At 59.3% G+C, this 21,132-nt stretch carries 38 protein-coding genes; 21 read left to right on the top strand and 17 right to left on the bottom strand.

The genetic code is table 11. The features are described from left to right. Nucleotides 1–17 precede the first annotated feature (17 nt). The 14 genes from ACRESH_RS00320 to ACRESH_RS00255 all read right to left on the bottom strand — a co-directional run bounded on the left by ACRESH_RS00320 (nt 18) and on the right by ACRESH_RS00255 (nt 7,288). A complete protein-coding gene (locus ACRESH_RS00320) occupies nt 18–509 on the bottom strand; it encodes a single-stranded DNA-binding protein (RefSeq protein ID WP_431740059.1) in 492 nt (163 codons plus the stop codon). A gap of 8 nt (nt 510–517) precedes the next feature. Next, a complete protein-coding gene (locus ACRESH_RS00315) occupies nt 518–1,189 on the bottom strand; it encodes a 3'-5' exonuclease (RefSeq protein WP_431740058.1) in 672 nt (223 codons plus the stop codon). Then, nucleotides 1,186–2,052 carry an ATP-binding protein gene (locus ACRESH_RS00310; RefSeq protein ID WP_254502144.1) on the bottom strand — a complete coding sequence of 289 codons (867 nt, stop codon included), beginning with the start codon at nt 2,050–2,052 and terminating at the stop codon, nt 1,186–1,188. The genes ACRESH_RS00315 and ACRESH_RS00310 overlap by 4 nt, the downstream gene beginning before the upstream one ends. A gap of 10 nt (nt 2,053–2,062) precedes the next feature. After that, entirely contained in the window at nt 2,063–2,209 is a 147-nt protein-coding gene (locus ACRESH_RS00305; RefSeq protein WP_258663719.1) for a hypothetical protein, read from the bottom strand. Between the two features lie 120 nt (nt 2,210–2,329). Next, nucleotides 2,330–2,524, bottom strand: coding sequence for a hypothetical protein (locus tag ACRESH_RS00300; protein ID WP_258663718.1), 195 nt, complete (start codon nt 2,522–2,524; stop codon nt 2,330–2,332). Then, the gene (locus tag ACRESH_RS00295; RefSeq protein ID WP_431740057.1) at nt 2,521–2,748 is read right to left on the bottom strand and encodes a hypothetical protein; all 228 of its coding nucleotides are present in this window, start codon (nt 2,746–2,748) and stop codon (nt 2,521–2,523) included. The genes ACRESH_RS00300 and ACRESH_RS00295 overlap by 4 nt, the downstream gene beginning before the upstream one ends. Further along, complete coding sequence (locus tag ACRESH_RS00290; RefSeq protein WP_431740056.1) at nt 2,745–2,996, bottom strand: hypothetical protein; 252 nt, start codon at nt 2,994–2,996, stop codon at nt 2,745–2,747. The genes ACRESH_RS00295 and ACRESH_RS00290 overlap by 4 nt, the downstream gene beginning before the upstream one ends. 20 nt (nt 2,997–3,016) lie before the next feature. Then, nucleotides 3,017–3,274, bottom strand: coding sequence for a DUF551 domain-containing protein (locus ACRESH_RS00285; protein ID WP_431740055.1), 258 nt, complete (start codon nt 3,272–3,274; stop codon nt 3,017–3,019). Beyond that, a complete protein-coding gene (locus ACRESH_RS00280; RefSeq protein ID WP_431740054.1) occupies nt 3,271–3,549 on the bottom strand; it encodes a hypothetical protein in 279 nt (92 codons plus the stop codon). The genes ACRESH_RS00285 and ACRESH_RS00280 overlap by 4 nt, the downstream gene beginning before the upstream one ends. Nucleotides 3,550–4,250: 701 nt before the next feature. Beyond that, complete coding sequence (locus ACRESH_RS00275; protein WP_431740053.1) at nt 4,251–4,451, bottom strand: hypothetical protein; 201 nt, start codon at nt 4,449–4,451, stop codon at nt 4,251–4,253. A gap of 24 nt (nt 4,452–4,475) precedes the next feature. Continuing rightward, a complete protein-coding gene (locus ACRESH_RS00270; RefSeq protein ID WP_431740052.1) occupies nt 4,476–4,679 on the bottom strand; it encodes a hypothetical protein in 204 nt (67 codons plus the stop codon). A gap of 852 nt (nt 4,680–5,531) precedes the next feature. Continuing rightward, nucleotides 5,532–5,705, bottom strand: a complete 174-nt coding sequence (locus ACRESH_RS00265; RefSeq protein WP_431740051.1) for a hypothetical protein — start codon at nt 5,703–5,705, stop codon at nt 5,532–5,534. A gap of 475 nt (nt 5,706–6,180) precedes the next feature. Then, the gene (locus ACRESH_RS00260) at nt 6,181–6,576 is read right to left on the bottom strand and encodes a hypothetical protein (protein ID WP_431740050.1); all 396 of its coding nucleotides are present in this window, start codon (nt 6,574–6,576) and stop codon (nt 6,181–6,183) included. A 43-nt stretch (nt 6,577–6,619) separates the two neighbouring features. Further along, nucleotides 6,620–7,288, bottom strand: coding sequence for an XRE family transcriptional regulator (locus ACRESH_RS00255; RefSeq protein WP_159388568.1), 669 nt, complete (start codon nt 7,286–7,288; stop codon nt 6,620–6,622). Nucleotides 7,289–7,384: 96 nt separating this feature from the next. On the opposite strand from ACRESH_RS00255, the gene ACRESH_RS00250 reads away from it, so the two are divergent. From ACRESH_RS00250 to ACRESH_RS00205, 10 genes are all read left to right on the top strand, one after another. Continuing rightward, nucleotides 7,385–7,600: a hypothetical protein gene (locus ACRESH_RS00250; protein WP_159388569.1), complete on the top strand. Its 216-nt coding sequence runs from the start codon at nt 7,385–7,387 to the stop codon at nt 7,598–7,600. Between the two features lie 14 nt (nt 7,601–7,614). After that, nucleotides 7,615–7,803 carry a hypothetical protein gene (locus ACRESH_RS00245; protein ID WP_119687397.1) on the top strand — a complete coding sequence of 63 codons (189 nt, stop codon included), beginning with the start codon at nt 7,615–7,617 and terminating at the stop codon, nt 7,801–7,803. 283 nt (nt 7,804–8,086) lie between these two features. Next, the gene (locus ACRESH_RS00240; RefSeq protein ID WP_431740049.1) at nt 8,087–8,839 is read left to right on the top strand and encodes a phage antirepressor KilAC domain-containing protein; all 753 of its coding nucleotides are present in this window, start codon (nt 8,087–8,089) and stop codon (nt 8,837–8,839) included. 1 nt (nt 8,840) lies between these two features. Beyond that, nucleotides 8,841–9,818: a phage replication protein gene (locus tag ACRESH_RS00235; RefSeq protein WP_431740048.1), complete on the top strand. Its 978-nt coding sequence runs from the start codon at nt 8,841–8,843 to the stop codon at nt 9,816–9,818. Further along, the gene (locus ACRESH_RS00230; RefSeq protein WP_431740047.1) at nt 9,805–10,599 is read left to right on the top strand and encodes a hypothetical protein; all 795 of its coding nucleotides are present in this window, start codon (nt 9,805–9,807) and stop codon (nt 10,597–10,599) included. Before ACRESH_RS00235 ends, ACRESH_RS00230 begins: the two co-directional genes overlap by 14 nt. Beyond that, nucleotides 10,599–11,000: a hypothetical protein gene (locus ACRESH_RS00225; RefSeq protein WP_431740046.1), complete on the top strand. Its 402-nt coding sequence runs from the start codon at nt 10,599–10,601 to the stop codon at nt 10,998–11,000. Before ACRESH_RS00230 ends, ACRESH_RS00225 begins: the two co-directional genes overlap by 1 nt. After that, nucleotides 10,993–11,463, top strand: coding sequence for a hypothetical protein (locus ACRESH_RS00220; protein WP_258593574.1), 471 nt, complete (start codon nt 10,993–10,995; stop codon nt 11,461–11,463). Before ACRESH_RS00225 ends, ACRESH_RS00220 begins: the two co-directional genes overlap by 8 nt. Next, complete coding sequence (locus ACRESH_RS00215; protein WP_431740045.1) at nt 11,460–12,062, top strand: recombination protein NinG; 603 nt, start codon at nt 11,460–11,462, stop codon at nt 12,060–12,062. Before ACRESH_RS00220 ends, ACRESH_RS00215 begins: the two co-directional genes overlap by 4 nt. Next, nucleotides 12,059–12,205: a hypothetical protein gene (locus ACRESH_RS00210; protein WP_431740044.1), complete on the top strand. Its 147-nt coding sequence runs from the start codon at nt 12,059–12,061 to the stop codon at nt 12,203–12,205. Before ACRESH_RS00215 ends, ACRESH_RS00210 begins: the two co-directional genes overlap by 4 nt. Continuing rightward, nucleotides 12,202–12,891, top strand: a complete 690-nt coding sequence (locus ACRESH_RS00205) for a hypothetical protein (protein WP_431740043.1) — start codon at nt 12,202–12,204, stop codon at nt 12,889–12,891. The genes ACRESH_RS00210 and ACRESH_RS00205 overlap by 4 nt, the downstream gene beginning before the upstream one ends. A gap of 152 nt (nt 12,892–13,043) precedes the next feature. Here the strand turns inward: ACRESH_RS00205 and ACRESH_RS00200 are convergent, their stop codons facing one another. Both ACRESH_RS00200 and ACRESH_RS00195 read right to left on the bottom strand, forming a co-directional pair. Beyond that, complete coding sequence (locus ACRESH_RS00200) at nt 13,044–13,445, bottom strand: type II toxin-antitoxin system HicB family antitoxin (RefSeq protein WP_045194468.1); 402 nt, start codon at nt 13,443–13,445, stop codon at nt 13,044–13,046. Nucleotides 13,446–13,482: 37 nt separating this feature from the next. Then, entirely contained in the window at nt 13,483–13,665 is a 183-nt protein-coding gene (locus ACRESH_RS00195) for a type II toxin-antitoxin system HicA family toxin (RefSeq protein WP_016715573.1), read from the bottom strand. A gap of 130 nt (nt 13,666–13,795) precedes the next feature. Between ACRESH_RS00195 and ACRESH_RS00190 the strand changes: the two genes are divergently transcribed. Together ACRESH_RS00190 and ACRESH_RS00185 are read left to right on the top strand one after the other, a co-directional pair. After that, entirely contained in the window at nt 13,796–14,302 is a 507-nt protein-coding gene (locus tag ACRESH_RS00190; RefSeq protein ID WP_431740042.1) for a hypothetical protein, read from the top strand. 110 nt (nt 14,303–14,412) lie between these two features. Next, nucleotides 14,413–14,622, top strand: coding sequence for a hypothetical protein (locus tag ACRESH_RS00185; protein ID WP_431740041.1), 210 nt, complete (start codon nt 14,413–14,415; stop codon nt 14,620–14,622). On the opposite strand, the gene ACRESH_RS00180 is transcribed toward ACRESH_RS00185, so the two are convergent. Next, nucleotides 14,599–14,895 (bottom strand): hypothetical protein, encoded by a 297-nt coding sequence (locus ACRESH_RS00180; RefSeq protein ID WP_431740040.1) that lies wholly within the window; start codon nt 14,893–14,895, stop codon nt 14,599–14,601. The two genes, ACRESH_RS00185 and ACRESH_RS00180, sit on opposite strands and share 24 nt — an antisense overlap. 95 nt (nt 14,896–14,990) lie before the next feature. Between ACRESH_RS00180 and ACRESH_RS00175 the strand changes: the two genes are divergently transcribed. From ACRESH_RS00175 to ACRESH_RS00135, 9 genes are read left to right on the top strand one after another with little or no spacing between them, the layout of a single operon-like run. Next, nucleotides 14,991–15,314 carry a peptidase M48, Ste24p gene (locus ACRESH_RS00175; RefSeq protein ID WP_258593563.1) on the top strand — a complete coding sequence of 108 codons (324 nt, stop codon included), beginning with the start codon at nt 14,991–14,993 and terminating at the stop codon, nt 15,312–15,314. Between the two features lies 1 nt (nt 15,315). Then, nucleotides 15,316–15,579: a hypothetical protein gene (locus ACRESH_RS00170; protein WP_431740039.1), complete on the top strand. Its 264-nt coding sequence runs from the start codon at nt 15,316–15,318 to the stop codon at nt 15,577–15,579. Between the two features lie 60 nt (nt 15,580–15,639). Continuing rightward, nucleotides 15,640–15,870 (top strand): DUF7681 family protein, encoded by a 231-nt coding sequence (locus tag ACRESH_RS00165; RefSeq protein WP_431740038.1) that lies wholly within the window; start codon nt 15,640–15,642, stop codon nt 15,868–15,870. 8 nt (nt 15,871–15,878) lie between these two features. Further along, nucleotides 15,879–16,094, top strand: a complete 216-nt coding sequence (locus tag ACRESH_RS00160; protein WP_431740037.1) for a hypothetical protein — start codon at nt 15,879–15,881, stop codon at nt 16,092–16,094. Beyond that, complete coding sequence (locus tag ACRESH_RS00155) at nt 16,091–16,525, top strand: proteasome subunit beta (protein WP_431740036.1); 435 nt, start codon at nt 16,091–16,093, stop codon at nt 16,523–16,525. The genes ACRESH_RS00160 and ACRESH_RS00155 overlap by 4 nt, the downstream gene beginning before the upstream one ends. 9 nt (nt 16,526–16,534) lie before the next feature. Continuing rightward, complete coding sequence (locus ACRESH_RS00150; protein WP_431740035.1) at nt 16,535–17,134, top strand: hypothetical protein; 600 nt, start codon at nt 16,535–16,537, stop codon at nt 17,132–17,134. 3 nt (nt 17,135–17,137) lie between these two features. Next, nucleotides 17,138–18,628: a terminase gene (locus ACRESH_RS00145; RefSeq protein WP_431740034.1), complete on the top strand. Its 1,491-nt coding sequence runs from the start codon at nt 17,138–17,140 to the stop codon at nt 18,626–18,628. Then, nucleotides 18,628–20,082 (top strand): DUF4055 domain-containing protein, encoded by a 1,455-nt coding sequence (locus tag ACRESH_RS00140; RefSeq protein ID WP_431740033.1) that lies wholly within the window; start codon nt 18,628–18,630, stop codon nt 20,080–20,082. The genes ACRESH_RS00145 and ACRESH_RS00140 overlap by 1 nt, the downstream gene beginning before the upstream one ends. Next, a complete protein-coding gene (locus ACRESH_RS00135) occupies nt 20,009–21,103 on the top strand; it encodes a minor capsid protein (RefSeq protein WP_431740032.1) in 1,095 nt (364 codons plus the stop codon). Before ACRESH_RS00140 ends, ACRESH_RS00135 begins: the two co-directional genes overlap by 74 nt. Nucleotides 21,104–21,132: the final 29 nt, after the last annotated feature.

Genomic DNA, 21,132 nt, shown 5'->3' with positions numbered 1-21,132 from the left:
CCGTCGGGCCTTCATGGCTACGCCCCGGCCAGGTGATGCAGTGGGGCGAAGGGGATGTCGTCGTCGAAGCTGTCGTAGTCCGGGCCTGGGGCGCCTTGCTGGTTCTGCTGAGGTGCCTGCTGGCGCTGCTGCTGGGGCCGAGACTGTTGCTGCCCGCCGTCCTGCGGCTTGCCACCCAGCAACTGCATGGTGCCCTTCATGTCGACGTGCACCTCAGTGCTGTACCGCTTGATCCCGTCCTTCTCCCACTCGCGGGTGTGCAGCTTGCCCTCGATGTAGACGTGGGAGCCCTTGCGCAGGTACTCCCCAGCGATCTCGGCGACCTTGCCGAACAGGGTGACCCGATGCCACTCGGTGCGCTCGACCTTCTGGCCGGTCTGCTTGTCAGTCCACTGCTCGCTTGTGGCCAGGCTCAGGTTGGTCACTGTGTTACCGTTGGGCAGGTAGCGAACCTCTGGGTCCTGGCCGCAGGTGCCGACCAGGATGACTTTGTTGATTCCACGTGCCATGAGGGCTCCTAGCGCTGCAGCGCCTTACGTACGAATGGGTCAAGATCCGGCTGATTGAGCAGCCAGCGGCGGTAGTCGGCTGGCAAATCGGAGAACTTGGCGCCGCGGTGCTTGCCGAAGCAGATCACCGTGGGGATTCGCGCATCCTCAGAGAGGGCCCAGAGCTCTTCCCAGTCAGCCACAGGGCGGCCGAGGCGCTCGCCCAGGGCATCCATGATCTTGATCAGAAGCAGGCGGCAGTTCTTCACGTCATCGAGCGCGGCATGGGCATTGCGCAGCAGGCCCTGCGCCTCACTGCGGTAGTGCAGGTAGATCATCGCCGATTGCGTGTGGGTGTCGGCATCTGGCCACAACATACGGCTCAGCGCCGCGGTGCAGATGCGCTTGACCTCTGGCCGACCGATGACGCCCCAGTCGTAGTCGACGTTGTGGCCGATCAAGTACTCTGCCTCGGCAGGTAGCTCGAACTCGGTGTGGGCCGGGCAGCCCACCAGGTCTTCGTCGAGGATGTGGCTGGTAGCTAGGGCCCCGAGCTCGATCCGTTTCTCAGGCATGAAGCGCTGGAGGTATTCGCTTCCAACTGGCAGACCTGGGATGGCGGTCAGCTGCAGCCAGGCGGCCTCTACCAGTTGAGGCTCGTTCAGGCCGGTTGTTTCGCTGTCGAAGATGAAGGCATTCATGCCGATTGCTCCTGAGGGGTGAGTTCGTGTTTGCGTTTGTCCTTGGCGGCGACCAATGCTGGCTTGAGGCTGTCAAAGCCTTGCACGATCACCCTGCCAGCGTTGTACGCCGATTCCAGTGCTGCCATGTCGGGTGCCCTGGCGATGTCCGCGATGGCGTCTACCAGCAATTCTTTGGCGCGTGCCTCAGGGCTCACCCCTGAGTTGAGCCAGGCCAGAAGGCGGCGGCCAGTGTCTTCGCTGATCAGCTCTGGCTGATCGAACAGCTTCGTCCGATCTTTGCTGGCCAGTGCGGTGTGAGAGTCGTGTGTCAGATCTAGCACCACTGTGAACTCGTAATCGGTACCGTCCCGTTGTTCCGACTTCATGCCGAGCTTCACGATTTTCTTGCCTTCCCCTTGCACGGTCTCTGTTTTGCTACGCATGGTGCAGATCACATGCAGGGAGCTTGTCAGGATCTTGTTCGTCAGCTGACGGTGACGGGGAGTGGTCTCGTTCCAGGCCGCCCATGTGTTGCCGCGAAACTTCTGGTGGGCGAGCGTTTCGTTCGCCTCGAGGCAGCCGCCTGGGCCTGTCCACTCATGGGAATAGCTGTCGATGATCAGAACGTTGTATCCAGCAGCCTCGGCCGCAGTGATTGCGTCAACGTAACGCTCTGGCGCGAAGGGTGCCTGCAACTCCAAAACATCGAAGTCAGCAATGTCAGAGTAGAGCGATGCGCTGCCTTGCTCGGTGTCGATGACCGCAATTCGACCGCCCAGGCCCTTGGCCATCAGCAGTGCGGAGAAGGTCTTGCCTGATCCAGATGGCCCAGCAAGTGCCAGCCGTAGCTTGGCCTGCTTGCGTTCGGCTTTCTTGAACATGGGGGTGTCCTCAGTTCGGTTGGTTGTCCCACTGCCGCTCGAGGCGTGCAGCTTCATCTTCGTACTCTTTGCGCTGCTCGCCGTTGAATTGCTCGGGCGAGAAGGCTCCGACCGTCTTCCAGTCAAGCTGGGCGGCCAGGCGGGGTGATGTGTTCATGGTTGCCTCAGTGGGTGAGGGCGCCGGCGTATGCGCTTGCGAGCATCCAGGCAGTGCAAAGGAGGAGAGTGATGGCAGAACCGCGCCAAAGCGCGATGCGCCGGGCCCGTTGATAGCAGGTCATGGCCGCACACGGATGGCGATACGGCGCCCCTTCATTGTTGTCGCAAGTCGCCGGGTCAGGCTCGCAACAGGCGTTTCGCGAGGCAGGCCCACGGCCTCATTGAAGGGAATGCCGAAGCTGATTACCGCAAGAGAGCGCTCAATATGCTCAAGCTGCTCGTCGATCAGACTTTTAACCGGTGCCGTCGTCATGCTGCCCCCTTGAACTGTGCGTTGTAGCTCGCGTAGATCTGGTCGATTCGGTCGCGAAAGTGGCGATGCTCAGTGTCGCTAATCACCCGAAGCATGAAGGCCAGGGTGATCGCCGAAGTGGCCGCGGCGCTAGCGTTTGGTTTGCCGATATCGCGAATCAGGTTCTCTATCTCCCCCTCGATCCAGGCGACAGCAGTTTGATGATCACGCTGCTGCTGATTCATGCAGTTCTCCTTGCGGCGGCGCCGCTTCCACACATCGATTCCATCTTGGCCAGGGCCTGGGCCCGTACCTTTTTGCCACTCGCGAGCCTTGCTGCCTCCTGGGTGCGGAGCATTTCCAGCCAGGCCCTGTTGTTTGCTGCAGCCTCCTGAGGCGATAGGTCGCTGCCCCACGGGTCGTCATAGCCACCCGCCAGGCTTTTATCCATGGCCCGCGCCTGGGCGCTGTCTGCATAGAGCTCGTTATCCATGGACGCCTCCAGGTGGTGGGTTACTCGGTGGGTGGGGAAGGAAGGGGCTGCCAGTGCGTCACGCCATTGCTCAGGTACATCTGCGTGTAGAGCTGGTTTCCAGCATCATCGAGGCCGCAGGTCACATCTCCGAAGTAGTCCTGGATGTGAACCATATCCATGCCGCCCTTTGGCCAAGCGTGTGGCCCGGCGTGCTTTGATGTGCCGTCTGCGTAAGCGAGAACAGAGTCATCCTGAAGCTCGGGCAGCCTGTCGCTGCACTTGGTCCAGCCGCTCATGTTGCCTCCGGCCAATGGCGATTGATGCTCTCTTTCGCGTAAGGGGAAAGTCGCTGGAAGCTGTTCACCGTGCCGCATCCGGGCATGGTCCCCTCCAGTTCAACGCAGGCCTTGATGTCGCAGCGCCGGGAGCAGACCCAGCCGCCGTAATGGCAGCGGTGCACTTCGCCGTCTGTCTCAGGGTGGTAGGCCACGCCGCCTCTCCAAGAAGGCGACCCGCGCAACTTGAGGCCGCAGCCCCGGCACACGGCCTGGGTATCGGTGCAGTCATGCATGTGCTGATCCTCTGGACCGCATTGGTCAGATGCCAGGCGCGGGTGACCAAGCCCAGCCGTGAGACTGGCCTGGCACCTGCCGATGCGGTCGATTTGAAGGGAAGGGGATGCAGGCGCCCGGCGCTGCCCGGGAAGCATCTGGTCTGGCCGGGAAGGCCCCGGATTCGCCTGCGGTGATGCGATCTGCATCGGGGTGTGATCTGCGCTTGTCATCGCAAGGACGCCCATTCAGTACCGCCTCAAGGGCTCAGCGCGTTGACGTCGCGCCCGGTATGGAGTCGCCTTTCCAGATCACACCCCGATGCAGCCTGCGATGGGGAGCAGGGCATCGGGCCGTCTTTCCGGCTGTCAGGGAATCAAGCCTGTTTTTACAGGGGCAGGCTCCCTGTTCCTTCGCTTTCCACAGTCGAGGGAAAACCATATGCTCCGATCTCCACAGCCGAGATAAGGAACATCGTTATGGCGGAATACATGGTGCGGGTTGAGATCTTCAAGGCAGACAGCGAGGAGTATGCTGACCTGCATAAGGGGCTGGAAGCGCTCGGGCTCAAGAGAACAGTTCAGGGGGACAATGGTCTTCTCAGGATGCCACCCGGCACTTATTACGGATCAAGCTCACTGACCACCTATGAGCTAAGGGAGAGAGTTAAAGCGATTGCGGCGCCATTCTCATACCCTGCTGATCCTTCGGTATTCGTCAGTCAGTCAAGCGACTGGTCGAGCTGGCTACACCCCGCTTGAGATGATCCGCCGCCTGAGAATGGCCTGCCCTTAGGCATTTCATCAGCCCAATATTTCAGGTGATTCATCGCGATCGAGAATGCCTCGTCAAAACTGATGCTTTCGTCGGTCGCGATTTCCTGAACAATCCCCCGAACTCGCTCTATCTGTTCAGCGTTCATCGTCTTGCCCTCCAGGGTGGTTGATCAGGATTCGGCATCTTGCTCAAGCCAAGCAATCTTCGGCGCCTCTTTGCGAAGCGCGAAATACTCGACTTGAACCTTGGCGCTGTTGATCATCTTGCCGCCGAGGTTGGCCAACTCTGAGGCGTCCTTAGCGTCGATCTCGCCTGCTTGCAACTGGCGGAAGACGTCGGCCAGGTTCTTCCGAAGCTCTTCAGCGTTCTTCATCAATCATTTCCTTCGCTGCGCGTGTGATAAGTAGCTGCAACCGCTTCAGCGGTATTAGCTCGGATGGTATGTCTGAGTTACTGAGGGATGTTCTACTGCTAAGTACGTGCCTGATATATGAATCAGTAAGCTTCTCTGACTCCGACCTGCGCCTTTGGGTAAGCCTCTCTTTGTTAGCAGCCTGCCAGGCTTTGGTCCTGGCAATCTGGGCTAGCCTATTCTCTTCGTAGTGCTTCGCTCGCCTTGCAGTGACCTTTTCGCGGTTGCCGGTTACGTAGATTTTGTCTCGATCGGCGATCTTTTCTTTATTTTCCTGTATGTAGCGCCGGTCTTTTTCCTGGATCTTTTTTTTGTTCTTTTCCCGATACGTGGCCCCGCGCTGCTTTGCACATTCTTTGCACTGGCATGCTGCTCCAGCTACCCCGTTCCGGGAATGGAACATGGTTAAGCTCAACAGCTTCTTGCAGTGCGTGCATACCTTCGACTCTTCGCACATGACATTGCACCGGTCTGATTTCCCTGATACCCCTCGCAAGAAGGGCATCGAGGAAATCTGCCGCGACCCGCTACTGGCGTCGTTCGCTGGCTTGAATCGAATGGTGCCCGGATGTTTGGCCGCGCCGGGCCGTGGTAGCCTCTCAAGTCCCTACAACCGTTGAGGCAATAACATGGAAGCTGCAAAACCAAAGTGCTCAGGATGCGGAGCAGAAGGCCTGAAGAAGGTTTTCTTTCAAGCTGCCCCGGCAACCCCCAACTTCCTGATCGCCAGCTGCGCTGACTGCGGGGTAATCCACTCGGTGTTCTCGAAGCCGTACGAGCCACCGCAGATGCCTCGCCCTAACCCCGTCGAGATCATTCGCTAGCGAGAAATCCTGTCGCCGGCACACCAGAGGCCTGCTCTTCGCCCTGTCGCCAGAGCTCAACAAAGTGGGCGTAAGCGGCCTCGGCGAACTGCTTAGCCAGCTGGTCGAACTCTTCAGTGCCTGGCTTTGGAATCACTTCAACCGTCAGTCCTTCAATTTTCATCGTCTGCTGATCCTGCTCTCCGCGTGGTCCCGAAGTAGGGCCACCTGGAGAGCATCCTGCCCGCTGTTAACGGGCAGGTAATCTCTACTCCTTGCATAGGCCAACGGTCGCTTTCCCGTCAGTGACTTTCAGCGCGACACGGGATCACGGTCCCAAGGCCAAACGCTTACTCACCACCACGCAGCCTCTCCAGCTACGCCCTCCGAATGAGGTCTCCTATGCCCAGCGCCGACATGAGGTCGAATCGCTGCGTACCGTTGCGCGGTACGTCCGCTGGCTATGCATCGGCCAGCTCGGCGTTCATCTGGTTGTTAAAGAGCAGCGGTCCGGTTGAGGGCCTCCGCAGTCCCTGTTGGGTGACTGCGATGGATGAACTATACGAATACTCATAATTCCAGTCAATACGGTTTTGCATAATTTTTCCTGTGGGTATGAAAAAGCCCGCACCTGGCGGGCTCTTAACGTATATGTCGGATCAGTTTACTGGGTCGTAACCCTGTACCCACATATTGAAGGTGTGCTGGGTCGAATTCCGGAAGCTGTCACACCAGGAATACGGGGCGCAGCTGAAGGTTCCCCTGATCGCATATTTCCCATCACCAAGGGACTGCTTGAACACCTGGCCATTGAGGAATCCGATCTGACTAGTCGGGTACGTTTGAATGAAGGTGTCGTTAGCTGACATAACCTTCATGCGAGTGACCATCGATGCACCTTCAATGGCCCGCGCCCACATGGCTGAACACTGTTTCTCCCCGCTGCACACCGGTGTTGGCTGGACATTATGGAGCAGCATGTCAGGTTTTTTTGGCGGAACAGCACAACCTGAAACGAACGATATCGCCAACGCGGCGAGAGCTACATGACGCATGGTTTCCCTCCCAGGGTAAAAGCTCAAAACAACTTGTTGAATTTCAACCTATCCCGCCACCTCTCCAGATGACCTTTCCGAGGAAGGGCATGTCATGCAAAGCAGCCTCACTGACAGGCTCATCTGGATATGAAATTTTGTCCGGGTTGTCGCTGCGAATCACCCAGGAGCCGGTAAGCTGCTGGCTCAATCGCTTGATGCTGTTACCGCCATCCGGGCGACGGATAACGTACACCTGCTTGTCTTTGGGCTCCACCTTCGATGTATCGAAAAGAACAACATCACCCTCAAAAATATAGGGCTCCATGCTGTCCCCATCGGCGTAGATAACAAACAGGTTCTCGGGCTTTGAGTTCATGCGCCTGATCCACTCGCGCTTGAAGGCCAAGCCTTCGGTTACCTCTACGTGTTCATTGAGGTAACCATTGCCGCAGGCGCCGCGAGCTGTGAACTGGGGGATCAAAGCGTATTCCTTTTCGCTCGGGGAGGTTAGTTCTCGCGTTTTTTCCTCGCCGCCGCCGAACAGAAGCCAATCGGGAGAGACGCCCAGCGCCATGGCGATAGGTTCAATAGTGCTCTTCCTTGGGCTCTGACTTTCCCCAGAGAGAATCCTATTGATTGTGGGTTGTGGCACCTTGGCCCGCCTGCCCAGCTCACTTTCATTCAAGCCAAGCTCTCGCAGTTTGCTGCGGAGCCTATCTGCCACGCTCATAAAATCACCATACAAAAACGTATACGAGGAATTGTATTGCTCCGGGCTATCAGTTTCCGTATGATTTGGTATGCAAAACTTCATAGGAGGACGGCCATGACAGTCCAAATGATGCTGGTACGCCTTTTTCAGCTTGGGCTGTCTCAGGCGCAGATCGCCAAAGACTGCGATACCACGCAACCGACCATCTGCAGAGCAGCGAAAGGCGGCGCGGATGTTCGCTACGAACTGGGAAAGTCGATCGAAACCCTGCTCAGCAAAACAGAACGAGCCGCAAAAAAATCGGCTGAACGCAACCAGAAAGCAGCTTAAGGAGCAAGACCCGCATGTACGCCAATCCCAAGCACCTACATGACCGTGAGATCAAGGTCCGGGTCGATGAGGACACATTCGAACTGATTCAAGCCCTGGCGAAGTTCCATCGTACACAGCGCGCCGTTCTGTGCCGCGAATTGCTGGAAGCGCAGTTGGCTGCTTTGTCCTCCGAGAATACCGGCGATCAGCACGTGGCCTGAAGGCCCGGAGGAGGCCCCATGCCGACTGAACAGGTCGGGTTGGACCAGGGACTGATGGAGCAGCTAGAGCAGGAGGCGGAACGAAGGGGGATTACCCCCGATGCCCTTGCAGCAGAGTTGATCCGAAAAGAACTGGCTAACCGCACTAAGCCCCGGAATCCGCGGGGCACTGTGACACCGTTTCACCGCAGGGCCTGACTAGGCCCTGATAAGCCCGAATTGCGGGCACAAAAAAGCCGGTGGCTAGACCGGCTCTCTGCAACACAAAACTCTGAAGGGAATTATGCATATGCAGACCCAAAGTGTACAGGCCCTCAAGCGGGCCGCGCCACAAAATGCGAACCACGATTTCGTGGCGCGCGAAGTGATGATGAGCAGCGCAGAGATTGCTGAGCTCACCGGAAAGCTTCACAAGAACGTGATTCGTGACATTCGCGAAATGCTAGACGCGCTGGAACAGGATGGCTCAGATCTGAGCCATGTCCGTGAAGCCAAGGATTCACGCGGGTACACCGCAGAATTCCACCTTGATCGCGAGCTAACCGAAACCCTTCTCACCGGATACAGCATTCCGCTGCGCCGAAAGGTGATCCACCGGCTGCATGAGCTTGAGCAGGCTGCACCGCGTGTAATCGCCACTCTCCCTGACTTTTCCAATCCTGTGGCTGCTGCGCGGGCCTGGGCCGATGAGATGGAGCAAAAGCAGGTTGCTCAGCACGCCTTGGCGATTGCCGCTCCAAAGGTCGAGTTCGTCGACAAGTACGTCGATGCAACCGGCCTCAAGGGCTTTCGCCAGACCGCCAAGCTCCTGAGGGCCAATGAGGCCCGCTTCCGTGAGTTCCTCCTGGATAAAAAGATCATGTATCGCATGGGCGGGGAGTGGCAGGCCTACCAGCAGCACATCGACGCCGGACGCTTTGACATCAAGACTGGTACCACTGACGGCGGTCACGCTTTCAACCAGACCAAATTCACCCCGAAGGGCGTCACCTGGGTGGCCGGCCTGTGGGCCCAGTACAACCTGGGCGAGATCTGACATGCAATTTACCGTGACGATCAACCAGGCGAAGGCTCTTGAGTGGGGCTTGAACTCCCAGCAAGCGCTGCTGTTCGCGTTCGTCTACGGCTGCCCGAGCTGGGCAAAAGCGTTGAAGACTGATGACGGGATCTTCTTTGCACTGAGCAAGGCCAAGATCGTGGAAGAGTTGCCTTTGCTGACCGACAAGCCCGACACGGCCTATCGGATGCTGAAGGCCTTGGAAGAAGCCGGTTTGATCGAGCTTTCCAGCACTTCGAACATCACCCTTTTCCGCCTGACCGCCAAGGCAGCTGAGTGGAACAAGAAGCAGGATGGGTCGGAAAAATATCCGACCCCACCACAAACCAAGGGTCGGAAAAAAATCCGATCTACCTCGGAAAAATCTCCGAGCAAGGTCGGAAAAAAATCCGAGCCAGGGTCGGAAAAATCTCCGACAAATCAGGATACCAGTAATCAGGATACCAATCAGGGGACCAGTCACAGCTTGCAGGACGCCTCGGACAAGCCGAACCAGTCCCGCGGCTTGGTGCTGGTTGTTGATCGCACTGATGCCCCCCGGGTTGAGATCCCGGCCGACATGCCTGGCCCGAAGGATCAGGCCTGCAAAACCTTCAAGATCTGGGCGAACTACGCCATGGCCTACCGCAAACGCTACAGCACTTGGCCAGTGTGGAACGCCAAGGTCGGTGGCCAGCTCGGCCAACTGGTTGACCGTCTCGGTGCCGACGTCGCCCACCACGTTGCCGCCCACTACCTGAAAACCAGCGATGCGGCAGTTCTGCGCAAGTGTCACAGCCTCAACGAACTGCTGGTGAATGCTGAGAGCTACCACACCCAATGGATGACCGGTCAGCGCGTCAACGGGACCACCGCGCGCCAGATGGAGCGCACCGAAGCAAACCTGTCCGCAGCTGAACAGGCGGCTCAACTGGTTCTGGCCAAGCGCCAGGCAGGGGAGCGCAATGAGTACCTGTGAGATGAACGATGCCCAGGTTGCAGGGCTGGCTGCTGCCATTTGCGCTACGGCTGAAGCCATGGGGCAGGAAATGAACCCAGGCACTGCGGCGATGATGGCCGAGGACCTCTGCGCTTACCCAGTAGCTACCGTCCGCGCCGCCCTGAAGGCCTGCCGACTGGAAGTGAAGGGCAAGCTCGCCATGGCCGACATCCTGCAGCGAGTGCAGGCCGCTGACGGTCGCCCTGGCAAGGATGAGGCGTGGTCCATTGCCCTGACTGCCAGTGATGAAAGCGAGACCGTGGTGATGACTGCCGAGATTCAGCAGGCCATGGCCGCGGCGCAACCGGTGCTTGCGCTGGGCGACAAGGTCGGCGCCAGGATGGCGTTCATGAGCGCCTACGAAAGGTTGGTTGCCGGAGCGCGGGCTGAGGCTAAGCCAGCTGCCTGGAGTGTTTCCCTCGGATTCGATCCGGTTCGTCGAGTGACAGCCATCGAATCGGCTGTTCGTATGCAACTGATCACCCAGGAGTCGGGCACCAAGTACTTGGCCGATCTGCGCATCGCGCCCATCACCGAAGACGGCCAGGCCATCGCCGGACTGCTCACCGGTGCCCCTGTCCAAGCATCCCCGAAGCTGCGCGAGAAGCTCGCTGAAGTCCGATCAATCGTTGAGGCCGCTAAGGCCCGGCAGGACCGCGAGAAGCGCAAGAAGGCCCAATCCGATCGGGTCAATACATATCTGCGCAAGCGTAAGGCCCGCGAGGCAATCGCCGCGGCGCAATCGAAGGAAGGATTCTGATGAATATCGACAAATCAAAACTGCAGCCCCTGCTGTGGGCAGTGGTAGGCGCCTGGAGGGCTGGCGGCCAGGACCTGCAGGAGCGCACCGACGCTCTGGATGGATTCCTTGGGGAGCACACCGTGGAGGAGGTCGCCCTCCAGCTGCTGGCAGAGCTGAGTCTTGCCCGCGAAGCGCACGACGCCTACGCCGCTGACAAGAAGAGGCTGGCATTTTCGCTAAATGATGCCAGGGCAGAGGCTGCGGCGCTGCGCAAGGATGCCGAGCGATACCGGTGGCTGCGCGATGAAGAGTACCTGCACGCCTGGGCTGACGTGCACGTGTGTGATGAGCTGCGCCGGGCAGAGCTCACGGACAAGGCCGTCGACGCAGCCATAGCGAAGGAGGTATCCCATGGCTGACCGTATCAGCGTCAACTGCCAGGCCAAGCTCTCCGAGGCCATCACCTGCCTGACCACCATGTACCGCGACAAGAAATTCGTGGTGGTGAGCCTGCGCCCTGGCAAGGACCGCACGTTGGACCAGAACGCCCTGTGGTTCGCTTTCTACAAACGCATTGCCGAGATGACCCAGATCGGTGACGCATCGGAGGCCCGCAAGTACTGCAAGCTGCACCACGGCGTGCAGATCCTAATCAACGAGGATGAGGACTACCGAGCGGCCTGGTACCGAACCACTAAGCACCTCAACTACGAAGAGAAGCTTGGCCTGATGGGCGACTGCAAGCTGCTGGGGCCGGACGGTTTCCCGGTAACCAGTCTCTTCAATCGCGCCCAGGGCATCGCCTACACCAACCGTATCGTTGCTGACTTCACCGCCCATGGTGTGGTCTTCGACGACCTGCTGAGCCAGGAGGCCGCATGACGATCGAAAGGAAGCTGCCCAAGCCGAAAAAATGCTGTGTCGCATCGTGTGGGGCCTCATTCGTCCCTTCACGCATGGGGCAGGCTGTATGCAGTCCGGCCTGTGCGGCACTCGATGCCCCGCGTCATCGGGAAAAGGCCCATAAGGCTATCAACCAGCGCAAGCGCCGCGAGATCAAGGTCCGCAAGGAGAAGCTCAAGAGCCGCGGCGACTACATGCGCGAGGCCCAGGCCGAGTTCAACACCTACATCCGCCTGCGCGACCAGCACCTGCCGTGCATCAGCTGCGACTCGCTGCCCAGTGACCACGACCTGATCACCGGCAGCCGCTGGGACGCCGGCCATTACCGCTCTGTTGGCGCCTGCCCGGAGCTGCGCTTCGAGCCGCTCAACGTTCACCGCCAATGCGTGAAGTGCAATCGCAACCTCTCCGGTAACGCGGTCGAGTACCGAATTCGGTTGGTGCAGCGCATCGGTGCCGACCGGGTGGCCTGGCTGGAAGGGCCTCATCAGGCCAGCAAGCACACCATCGACGACCTGAAGGCCATCAAGGCCGAGTACCGGGCAAAGATCAAACAGCTGAAGGAGGCTGCAGCATGACCACAGCATTGGCGTTTTTTATTCTGGCCGTGATGCTCGTGGCATCCGGCGCCGTGCTTGCCTGGGGTGCCGCAGTCGCCCGCGAGCGTAGTAGCGAAGAATTCATCTTGAGGAAATCCAAGCGGGCAGGGGGTAAGCCATGAAGTACCAGAGCGTTTTGGCAGCAGTAGTGCGTGCGCTGGCGGCAGAGACCATGAGCGGCGTGGGTGGTGGCGACTTCGAGCCGAAGGTGCAGGCTTCGAAGCTGAAGGGGGAGATCACCGGCAAGGATGCGGCGATGCTCGTGGACTGCTGGGTGCATGCCCGCCTGCACAGCAAGTTGATCCCGAGACACTGGAATGCGCTGACAGCCAGGTTCTCCACCCACAAGGCTAAGAAGGTCGACGCGATTGGCAAGCTGGTTCCGCTGATCGCCACCCAGGCGCCGGACTTGTTCCGTTACAAGGCGGTCACCGCCTGGGCCATCCCGCCGGTGAAGGGAGTGCAGCCGCAAATCGGGCACGAGGTGGCCAGCCGGGCGGCCCGTGAGCGTGCTGAGTTCGAGTCGCTGCATGCTGGCGTGGTCAGGCACCTGGCGGGCGGCGAGATGCCAGAGGATGCAGGACAGGCGCGCCGCGACCAGTACGTGAAGCGCTCCACCGACATGATCGTGCTGCCGGCAGAGTTCTACGACATAAACACCTGGGACGGCCAAGGCCTGAATCGGACCACCTACTGGCGCTGGAAGAAGGCCATCGAGAAGGTGCTCGAAGAGATGGTCACCGAGGCCCTGGCAGCCTCCGGCAAGATTTTGGAGGAAGAAGGCGTTTTGATGTCAGATGCCGCTTGACACCTGTGCAACGATGCAACATTATTTGTTCATCCTGTCATTCCTTCGTGTGTTGAGGATTGACGAAAAGAACCCGGCCAAGTGCCGGGTTTTTTATTGCCCCCAAGAGGGCCTCAAGAGGCCCGGCTACAACGTCGGGTTTTTGTGTCTGCTTACCTGCCAAGCTTTTCCATTGCCGCATCGGCGAGGAAAGACGAACGGCTTTTGACATTGTGATCGCGCACGTAGCGGTCGATCCGCTGGATGACAAAGCCAGGCAGGGTCACGTTGACCTTCTCGGTCTTGCCCAGGTACGGCGTAATGTCGATCTCAATCATGCCCCAGCCCATATCCGCGAAGTCTGGATTGCTCCGGTGCGTTGCGGCAGTGGTCGGCATGGGAATGGCCTGGCCATTCGAAGCGATCTCCTCGAGCATGATGTGCGCGACCTCGACGGCGGCGGTGTAAGCCTCCTCGAAGGTGTCGCCTGCGGTTACAGCGCCTGGAATGTCCGGCACCTGGATGCCGATAGCGGTGTTTTCGTCGCCCCACTCGATACAGATTGGATATTGCATTGTCGTCTCCTGCGAAGGTGCAAAGGGTGAAGCCGGGTTATTTCAACCCGGCTCGTTCCTTGATGCTCTTTACCGTGCCTATCGGTAGGTCTTTCTTTGGGTGAGGCACTGGTATCGAGTTAGGGTTGTTGGGGTGCTTGAAGATGTGGTGGCTTCCAGTAACTCGCTTTAGAACCCATCCAGCCGCTTCAAGCTCCTTTATCAACTGCCTGCTTTGCACCTCCGTCTCCTTGTGTGGTTGATGGGGTAATTATACCTCTAGGCGCATAACGTGTAAAACGTTTTGTGTGTCTGGGGTTATCTTTCTGCCTCGGCATGCTCCGGGGCTTTTTCGTTCTAGGAGCAGATCAATGTCCGAAGCAGAGAAGCAATCGGTTCAGGCCGTCATTGACGCGGTAGTCGGTGGCGATGTGAATCGCCTCAAACTGGGGCTTGTTCGACTTTCCCAGCTGCCAGGTAGAGAGTTCTCCACTATCACCACCCAGCTGCTGAACACCGAGCAGCGTGAGTCTGTACCTTTGGTCTGCTTCGACCTCAGGAGCCTATTCTTTCATCGTGATGGCTGGGTGTTTGGCTCGGTATACACGCCTGGCGAGTTCCTTTGCGAGAACGCGAACCCATCCGGCGCAGGTCTTCCGCTCGAACAGGTTCGCGAAGCAGTCCAGAAGGCTCGCGGAGAGCATGACGAGAAGGTCCTGAGGAAAGCGCTTGACTTGAAGGCCGCCATTGAGGAGATGGAAGACCTGCTGAAGCGGCACTCGTTTGCAGATTCTAAGTTGACCAGTCTCGCGCAAGTCGAGCTGCACAAGGGGCAAGCACTGCTCCTGGCTGCGCTCAACCCAGTAAACAGCCTGTAATTCTCGGCCCGGTACAACGGGCCTTTTCGTTTTCGGCTCCGCCACACCCATTGCTCCAAGCTGGGAGTGCTGCTGGGGCTGATCTAAATCTGCAGGTTCTGGAGTTGAGCATGAAGAGCGAATACCGCTGCCTTGTTGAGGCGATCCTCTGCTGCGAGCAGAAGCTGAGAGAGGCAAAGGCTATTCAACTCGACGCTCAAGAGAAGCTGACCAAGGCTGACGGCTTTGTGGCCTACCAAGAGGCCAGTCTTCGTGAGAACGAGCAGAGACTGGCCGAACTGGAAAGATCTCTTGGGTTAGAAGCCCAGGCACGCCGCTAAGGTGTTGGGGTACTTGATTTCGCCCTTGGTTGCCTTCACTCGGTTATCGAGATCAATGACAAGCATCTGATCTTTTGATGCGGAAAATTTGGTTTTGAGGTACAGCATGTCGCGGATGCTCTCGGCTGTCCCTGGCGCCTCAATTGCGTAGAAAGAAGATGTTTCTTCCCATTGGGAAGTGGCTATTTCTCTCACCTTTTTCGTAAACGAGTCGTAGCGGTCCTGGTAATCGTCGTCGTACTCAAATCGGAAAGTAATTACGAAGTGTCCCATGGCTCAATCCTTTGTCGCGGTTGTAGGGATCACGACGATAGCACGGAGCCACTGCCCGCCTTGAGCGGGTCTCTTTTTCTCATGGAGCACCACCTATGGCCGAGCCAACAAGCGCCGCCGCGAGCGTAGTGCTGGGCAAGTACGGGGTGGTGATGGCTGCATTCATCGGCTCGATTCTTTCGCTTGGCTTCCTGAAGGACCTGACCCGCTTCCAGGCTGCGACTGCTGTTGCAACTGGCTTTGGATTTTCGGTTTACCTGACCCAGCCTGTCACTGCCTGGCTTGCCCCCAAGCTTGAGCTTGCGGTGACTGATGACCTGCTGTGCGGGGTGGCCTTCGTGCTGGGCCTTACAGCCATGAACATCATCCCGGCAATCAAGGCTGCCATGGGGTCGTTCGTCGCGGCGCGAGGTGCCTGACATGAACAGCATCCTGGTTTCAGCGCTGACCGCCCTGGACGTGTTTCTGTGCGTTCTGGTGGTGCTTGCCGCCTGTGACTACCTGCGCAAGGTTCGCCCAGCTGACCAGCCGCTGCTGAGTATCGCTTTCTACCTGGTGGCCATCGGCGGGTTCGGTGCATTCGTCACCGCCCTGCAGGGTCATTGGGTAAACCTATTCGGAGCGATGCTTCACGCGGGCGTGGTCGCCTATGCCTGGGCCCGGCGCGGCCATGTGTTCGGCTGATCCGCACCACAAATTCAAGGTGCGCCGTTTTGTGGCGCGACAACTCCAGAGGAATCACCCATGGACAACCAGCACAAGAAGATCACCGGCTACCGCGACTTGAGCCAAAGCGAGATCGACGGCATGAATTCGATCAAGGCCTTGGAAGCGGACGCCGGCGAACTGTTCAAGCAGATCGGGCAGATTGAGGGTGTTGACCCACGCCTGCTGGCTCTGGCCAAGACCAACCTGCAGCAGGGCTTCATGTGGTTCGTGCGCTCGATCGCTAAACCTGCTGACCCGTTTAACTGAGGTGAGCGATGAGCATCAAGAAGACGCTTGTCCACTTCCATAACATCACGCTGACGTTGTCAGAGGATGACCTGAAGGCTGCATTGGTCGCCAAATATGGCAGTGCTGCGGTGGAGGTACTGGGTGAGGGGGTGATCCTCCAGAACGCCAGTTTCTCCACCTATTACCCGGAAGAAGGTGTGAAGTTCACCTTTGCTCAGCCGCTGGAAGGGCACAATACATGACGACCATTGCTTACAAGGACGGCGTGATCGCCTACGACTCTCGCCAAACCCGGGGTGGAGCAATCGTTTCTGATGATTCCCCGAAGTGCCAGGTTGTCGACGGCGTCAGCTTTTTCCTGTCTGGTGCCGTATGCGATGAGAAGGCTTTGATCGCCGCGTACTTCGGTACTCCATCGGCAGTTCCTGTGGAGTGCTCAGGCTATGTTGTCGATGGCGGCAAGCTGCTGATGGTCGGTCATGACGACAAGACAGGCATCTGGCGGCAGGAGCTCGCCCCGTCCAACCCTGACGCTATCGGCAGCGGCTCGGCCTATGCCCTGGCTGCAATGGACATGGGGGCAAGTGCAGAAGACGCGGTGCGGGCTGCCATGAAGCGGGACATCTACACCGGCGGGAAGGTCCGTTCGGTTCGAGTCGCCCGCGATCAGTAAGGAATAACCATGACAACCAAGCAACCCGACTGGGAGGCGATCGAACGAGCCTACCGGGCCGGGGCGCTTTCCATCAGAACCATCGCTGAGCGCCAGGGCGTGAGCGACACCGCGATCAGGAAGAAGGCCAAGGCCTTGAACTGGGCGCGGGACCTTTCCGACCAGGTACGCAAAGAGGTTCGCAGCAAGCTGGTTCGCGGCGAGGTTCGCAACGATCAAGGCGCGAACCGCGAACTCGACACCGAAATCATCGAAGAGGCCGCAGAGGAGGGCGCGCAGGTAGTTCGCAGCCACCGCCGCGACATTCGCAAGGCCACGAACCTTGCGAACCTGCTGATGGATGATCTGCTGACCACCATCCAGCGTCGGGAAGAGATCGAAGATGCGATTGATGACGAGACCGCCGAGGACAGCAACGGCATGCGCCGGGCCTCGATGCTTGCCGCGGTGGCCCTCCCAAGTAACTCCAAGACCCTGTTCCAGCTGTCAGCTGCAATGAAGAACCTCCAGGTGCTCGAGCGCCAGGCATTCGGCCTGGACGAGAAGGAGAAGACGGACGAAGCGGACGAACTGTCCAAGCTGATGGATGAACTATCGAAGGAAGCCTGACCCATGAAGCCCGAGCACCTGAAATTGCTCCGGGACCGGTTCTGGCGGCTGAACAACCTGTACTTCATCACCGACAAGCAGGGGAAGAAGGTCCGCTTTCGCATGACGCAGGAGCAGATCGATTACTTCCAGGGGATGCACACCCGCAACATCATCCTGAAGGCGCGGCAGTTGGGGTTCACCACCTTGGTGTGCATCGTCCAGCTGGATGCCGCGTTGTTCGAAGCGGCGAAGTGCGCCCTGATCGCTCACACCCTGAACGACGCCAAGCGCCTGTTCAGGGAGAAGGTGAAGTACGCCTACGACCACCTACCCAAGGAGATCAAGGCGGCCAACCCGGCGCGCAACGACGCCGCGGGCGAGCTGGTGTTCAGCAAAGGCGGATCGCTTTACGTCTCCACCTCGTTCCGGGGCGGCACGCTGCGCTACCTGCACGTTTCCGAGTTCGGGAAGATCTGCGCCAAGTTCCCGCACAAGGCGCGGGAGATCGTCACCGGTGCGTTTGAGGCTGTGGCCGCTGAGTGCTTCGTCACCATCGAGTCGACCGCCGAGGGCCGGGCCGGGTACTTCTTCGATTACAGCCAGTCAGCAGAGAAGCAGCAGCTCGCCGGCGTGCCCCTGGGTCTGTTGGACTGGAAGTTCTTCTTCTTCAGCTGGTGGCGGAACCCGCTGTACTGGCTCGATCCGACCGATGTCGTCATCCCGGACCGGCTAACCAAGTATTTCGACGACCTGGCTGCAAAGCACAGCATCGTCACCAACCCAGGCCAGCGCGCCTGGTACAGCGCCAAGGAAAAGACCCTTGGCGACGACATGAAGCGGGAATACCCGTCGATCCCTGCCGAAGCATTCCAGCAGACGATCGAGGGCGCCTACTACGCCAAGCAGTTCACCAAGCTCTATGCCGCCCAGCGCATCGGCAAGCTGCCCGACAATAGCCACCTGCCAGTGCACACGTTCTGGGATATCGGCGTGGGCGACTCGACCGCTATCTGGTTTGTCCGGATCGTTGGCGAGGAATACCACGTCATCGACTTCTACCAGAACAGCGGCGAAGGCCTGCGGCACTACATGAAGATACTGAAGGATCGCGGCTACACTTACGGTGAGCACTGGGGGCCGCACGACATCGACAACCGCGAGTTCGGCAGCGACGGCAAGACCCGCCGAGAGCTGGCCCGCGAGGGCTACGAGATCGACGGGCAGAAGTACTGCATGACGTTCAAGGTGGTCCCTAAGCTTGGCGTGGATGAAGGCATCGAGCAGGCGCGGGAGATCCTCCCGAACTGCGCCTTCGATGAAGCCAAGTGTGAGGAGGGCATTACCGCCCTTGAGAGCTACCGCAAGGAGTGGGACGACAAGCGTGGGTGCTGGAAGGATAAGCCGCTTCACGACTGGTCATCCCACCCGGCCGACGGTTTCCGCTATTTCGCCGTTGCCATGGCGCGACGCAAACGCACAGGCGGTGTCCGCCGCATCGGAGGTTTGGCGTAATGCCTGTCCAATCTACCAACCCAGACTACGACGCTCACATTGCTGAGTGGCGGATGATGGATGACGCCCTTGAGGGCGAGGGCGCTATCAAGCGCAGCCCGCGCAATCTGCCGAAGCCGAGCGGCATGGTCGAGGCCGAGAAGCTGGACGGCGCGGGTAACGCCTACCTCTACCGTAACTACACCGAACGCGCCCAGTACGAGCATTGGGTGCGGGACTCGCTGCGCTCGATGATGGGCCTGGTCTCGCGACTGATTCCTGAGGTGAAACTGCCTGCCGGTCTCAAGCAGTTGGAGGAGAATGCTACCGCCGACGGCTTCGGCTTGACCCAGTTGTTCTTGCGCATCGTGCGCCAGGCCATCTCGCATGGCCGGGTACCGCTGGTAGTCAACGTGGACGACGCGGGGCAGCCGTATTTCTCCACCTACGCAGTGCGCAACGCCATCAACTGGGACACTGCCGATCAGGGTGGTCGCCAGGACCTGGTCCTGTCTGTGTTCCGTGAGTTCCGGAAGAAGGATACCGAGGACCGCTACAGCCATGAGTGCGTGATGGTTTTCCGAGAGTTCTACATGGAAGGCGAAGTCTGCTACACCGCCGTGCGCAACGAGGCCGGCGAGTTGGTCGAGAACGCGCGCCCTCTGGGTACTGTCGGCACCGACAACCAACTGGTACGGGGCCTGGAGTACATCCCGGTCATCTATTGCGGTTCGACCGATAACTCGCCGGACGTGGACGAGATCCCGCTTCTGACCATGGCGCGGGCCGCGCTGAAGTCATACCAACTCAGCGCTGACTACTTCACTGCGCTGCACCAAACCAGCCACCCGCAGCCGTGGGTCTCTGGCCTGGATGAGAGCGTGGAGCTCAGCGTCACCGGGCCGTCAGCTGCTTGGGATCTCGGCCCGAAAGGCCAATGCGGCTACCTGGAGTTCCAGGGCGCCGGCATCCAGGCAGTTCGGACTGCCATGGAAGACCAGAAGAATGCCGCTCTGGAAGCTGGCGCCAAGGTTATGGACGTGTCCGGCACCGAGTCCGGCGAAGCGCGCAAGACGCGCCAGAACGACCAGCACGCAACGCTGCACAGTATCGTCATTACCGCAGCGGCCGGCATCGAGCAAGCCCTGCGCTATGCCGCAGAGTGGACCGGCTATAACCCGGACGAGGTCGTCTTCACAGTTAAGCCGGAGTTCGTCATTCCTGAGGTCGATTCCCAGGTGCTGGCCGAACTGCAGAAGAGCGTGATGGCGGGGACCATCAGCGCCGAGACCTACTGGCAATACCTCACCACCGGCAAGCTGCCGGAGCGCTCCTACGACGAAGAGGCCGAGCTGATCAGCGACGAGCGCGAGTCGGCCGGCATCAACCTGGATAAAGACGATGGCGACGAAACCGGAGCAGACAACGGACGAGAAGCTGCTGGAACAGGTAAGTCGCCACTCGGTTCTGCTTGAGCGGCTCAAGGCCGGCGAGGTCAAGAAATTCGAAAGCTACTTGCGCCGAATCGATGCCCACGTGCGTGACCAGCTCACCCGCAAGGAGCTGACGACCTACAGCCGCAGCAGGCTCGAGGAGTTTCTGGGGCGGGTGGGCGGCAAGCTGCTGGAGATCTACAAGGCTTTCGGCGACCGAATGCAGGCCGACCTGGTGGACATCGCCCTGTATGAGGCAGCCTTCGAAGGCCGCAGTCTGGCCAAGGCGCTCCTAATCGACACGATCATGCCGACCGACGCCCTGATCCGGACGGCGATCAACACGCAGCCGTTGCAGGTGTCGGGGATTGACGGCGGCACGCTGCTGAAATCCTTCCTCAACGGCTGGACACGCACCGAGTCGACAAGGGTAACCAACGCCATCCGACTCGGCGTCGTGCAGGGCCAGACCAACGCCGAGATCACCCAGGCCATTCGCGGTACCGCGGCACAGAACTTCACAGACGGCGTCCTGGCTGTAACAAACCGCAACGCTCGCTCGATAGTTCAGACCGCAGTTCAGCATGTGGCCACCACGGCGCGCATGGAGACGCTCAAGGCGAACTCCGATGTCATCCCAGGCTATCGCTGGGTTTCGACGCTTGACCGCAAGACCAGCACCCTCTGCAAGAGCCTGGACGGTCGGGAGTTCGAGATAGGGAAGGGGCCGCTGCCGCCGGCACACGTCAACTGCCGCTCGACCACTGTGCCGGTGACCAGGTTGTCAGCGTTTTTTGCTGAAGGAGCAACGCGGGCGTCTGTGGGCGCTGGCGGTGGTGCGCAGGTTTCGGCAAGCCACAGCTATTACCACTGGCTCAAAACGCAGCCAGCGACCTTCCAAGATGCTGCGCTTGGGCTGGTGCGCGGCAAGCTGTTCCGGGATGGCGGCCTGACCGCCGAGCGCTTCGCGGCCCAGCAATTGGACAAGAACTTCAAGCCGCTGACGCTGGACCAGCTCAAGGAGCTGGAGCCGCTGGCGTTCACGCGGGCGGGGATCAACTAGTCGTGTTTGATCCCGGCCTGCTGACTTCC

The sequence above is a fragment of the Pseudomonas sp. genome (assembly GCF_050739775.1).
GTDB lineage: Bacteria > Pseudomonadota > Gammaproteobacteria > Pseudomonadales > Pseudomonadaceae > Aquipseudomonas.
This window is presented reverse-complemented; position numbering and strand designations above follow the sequence as displayed.

Coding starts and splice junctions, on each gene's coding strand:
- ACRESH_RS00190 (WP_431740042.1), top strand. CDS start 13,796: ATGTCCGAAGCAGAGAAGCAATCGGTTCAGGCCGTCATTGACGCGGTA.
- ACRESH_RS00140 (WP_431740033.1), top strand. CDS start 18,628: ATGCCTGTCCAATCTACCAACCCAGACTACGACGCTCACATTGCTGAG.
- ACRESH_RS00260 (WP_431740050.1), bottom strand. CDS start 6,576: ATGCGTCATGTAGCTCTCGCCGCGTTGGCGATATCGTTCGTTTCAGGT.
- ACRESH_RS00210 (WP_431740044.1), top strand. CDS start 12,059: ATGACCACAGCATTGGCGTTTTTTATTCTGGCCGTGATGCTCGTGGCA.
- ACRESH_RS00305 (WP_258663719.1), bottom strand. CDS start 2,209: ATGAACACATCACCCCGCCTGGCCGCCCAGCTTGACTGGAAGACGGTC.
- ACRESH_RS00185 (WP_431740041.1), top strand. CDS start 14,413: ATGAAGAGCGAATACCGCTGCCTTGTTGAGGCGATCCTCTGCTGCGAG.
- ACRESH_RS00150 (WP_431740035.1), top strand. CDS start 16,535: ATGACAACCAAGCAACCCGACTGGGAGGCGATCGAACGAGCCTACCGG.
- ACRESH_RS00155 (WP_431740036.1), top strand. CDS start 16,091: ATGACGACCATTGCTTACAAGGACGGCGTGATCGCCTACGACTCTCGC.
- ACRESH_RS00270 (WP_431740052.1), bottom strand. CDS start 4,679: ATGAAGAACGCTGAAGAGCTTCGGAAGAACCTGGCCGACGTCTTCCGC.
- ACRESH_RS00145 (WP_431740034.1), top strand. CDS start 17,138: ATGAAGCCCGAGCACCTGAAATTGCTCCGGGACCGGTTCTGGCGGCTG.
- ACRESH_RS00285 (WP_431740055.1), bottom strand. CDS start 3,274: ATGAGCGGCTGGACCAAGTGCAGCGACAGGCTGCCCGAGCTTCAGGAT.
- ACRESH_RS00315 (WP_431740058.1), bottom strand. CDS start 1,189: ATGAATGCCTTCATCTTCGACAGCGAAACAACCGGCCTGAACGAGCCT.
- ACRESH_RS00250 (WP_159388569.1), top strand. CDS start 7,385: ATGACAGTCCAAATGATGCTGGTACGCCTTTTTCAGCTTGGGCTGTCT.
- ACRESH_RS00320 (WP_431740059.1), bottom strand. CDS start 509: ATGGCACGTGGAATCAACAAAGTCATCCTGGTCGGCACCTGCGGCCAG.
- ACRESH_RS00255 (WP_159388568.1), bottom strand. CDS start 7,288: ATGAGCGTGGCAGATAGGCTCCGCAGCAAACTGCGAGAGCTTGGCTTG.
- ACRESH_RS00215 (WP_431740045.1), top strand. CDS start 11,460: ATGACGATCGAAAGGAAGCTGCCCAAGCCGAAAAAATGCTGTGTCGCA.
- ACRESH_RS00290 (WP_431740056.1), bottom strand. CDS start 2,996: ATGGATAACGAGCTCTATGCAGACAGCGCCCAGGCGCGGGCCATGGAT.
- ACRESH_RS00310 (WP_254502144.1), bottom strand. CDS start 2,052: ATGTTCAAGAAAGCCGAACGCAAGCAGGCCAAGCTACGGCTGGCACTT.
- ACRESH_RS00300 (WP_258663718.1), bottom strand. CDS start 2,524: ATGACGACGGCACCGGTTAAAAGTCTGATCGACGAGCAGCTTGAGCAT.
- ACRESH_RS00135 (WP_431740032.1), top strand. CDS start 20,009: ATGGCGACGAAACCGGAGCAGACAACGGACGAGAAGCTGCTGGAACAG.
- ACRESH_RS00200 (WP_045194468.1), bottom strand. CDS start 13,445: ATGCAATATCCAATCTGTATCGAGTGGGGCGACGAAAACACCGCTATC.
- ACRESH_RS00160 (WP_431740037.1), top strand. CDS start 15,879: ATGAGCATCAAGAAGACGCTTGTCCACTTCCATAACATCACGCTGACG.
- ACRESH_RS00265 (WP_431740051.1), bottom strand. CDS start 5,705: ATGAAAATTGAAGGACTGACGGTTGAAGTGATTCCAAAGCCAGGCACT.
- ACRESH_RS00165 (WP_431740038.1), top strand. CDS start 15,640: ATGGACAACCAGCACAAGAAGATCACCGGCTACCGCGACTTGAGCCAA.
- ACRESH_RS00275 (WP_431740053.1), bottom strand. CDS start 4,451: ATGAACGCTGAACAGATAGAGCGAGTTCGGGGGATTGTTCAGGAAATC.
- ACRESH_RS00295 (WP_431740057.1), bottom strand. CDS start 2,748: ATGAATCAGCAGCAGCGTGATCATCAAACTGCTGTCGCCTGGATCGAG.
- ACRESH_RS00220 (WP_258593574.1), top strand. CDS start 10,993: ATGGCTGACCGTATCAGCGTCAACTGCCAGGCCAAGCTCTCCGAGGCC.
- ACRESH_RS00175 (WP_258593563.1), top strand. CDS start 14,991: ATGGCCGAGCCAACAAGCGCCGCCGCGAGCGTAGTGCTGGGCAAGTAC.
- ACRESH_RS00205 (WP_431740043.1), top strand. CDS start 12,202: ATGAAGTACCAGAGCGTTTTGGCAGCAGTAGTGCGTGCGCTGGCGGCA.
- ACRESH_RS00230 (WP_431740047.1), top strand. CDS start 9,805: ATGAGTACCTGTGAGATGAACGATGCCCAGGTTGCAGGGCTGGCTGCT.
- ACRESH_RS00180 (WP_431740040.1), bottom strand. CDS start 14,895: ATGGGACACTTCGTAATTACTTTCCGATTTGAGTACGACGACGATTAC.
- ACRESH_RS00225 (WP_431740046.1), top strand. CDS start 10,599: ATGAATATCGACAAATCAAAACTGCAGCCCCTGCTGTGGGCAGTGGTA.
- ACRESH_RS00245 (WP_119687397.1), top strand. CDS start 7,615: ATGTACGCCAATCCCAAGCACCTACATGACCGTGAGATCAAGGTCCGG.
- ACRESH_RS00240 (WP_431740049.1), top strand. CDS start 8,087: ATGCATATGCAGACCCAAAGTGTACAGGCCCTCAAGCGGGCCGCGCCA.
- ACRESH_RS00235 (WP_431740048.1), top strand. CDS start 8,841: ATGCAATTTACCGTGACGATCAACCAGGCGAAGGCTCTTGAGTGGGGC.
- ACRESH_RS00170 (WP_431740039.1), top strand. CDS start 15,316: ATGAACAGCATCCTGGTTTCAGCGCTGACCGCCCTGGACGTGTTTCTG.
- ACRESH_RS00280 (WP_431740054.1), bottom strand. CDS start 3,549: ATGCATGACTGCACCGATACCCAGGCCGTGTGCCGGGGCTGCGGCCTC.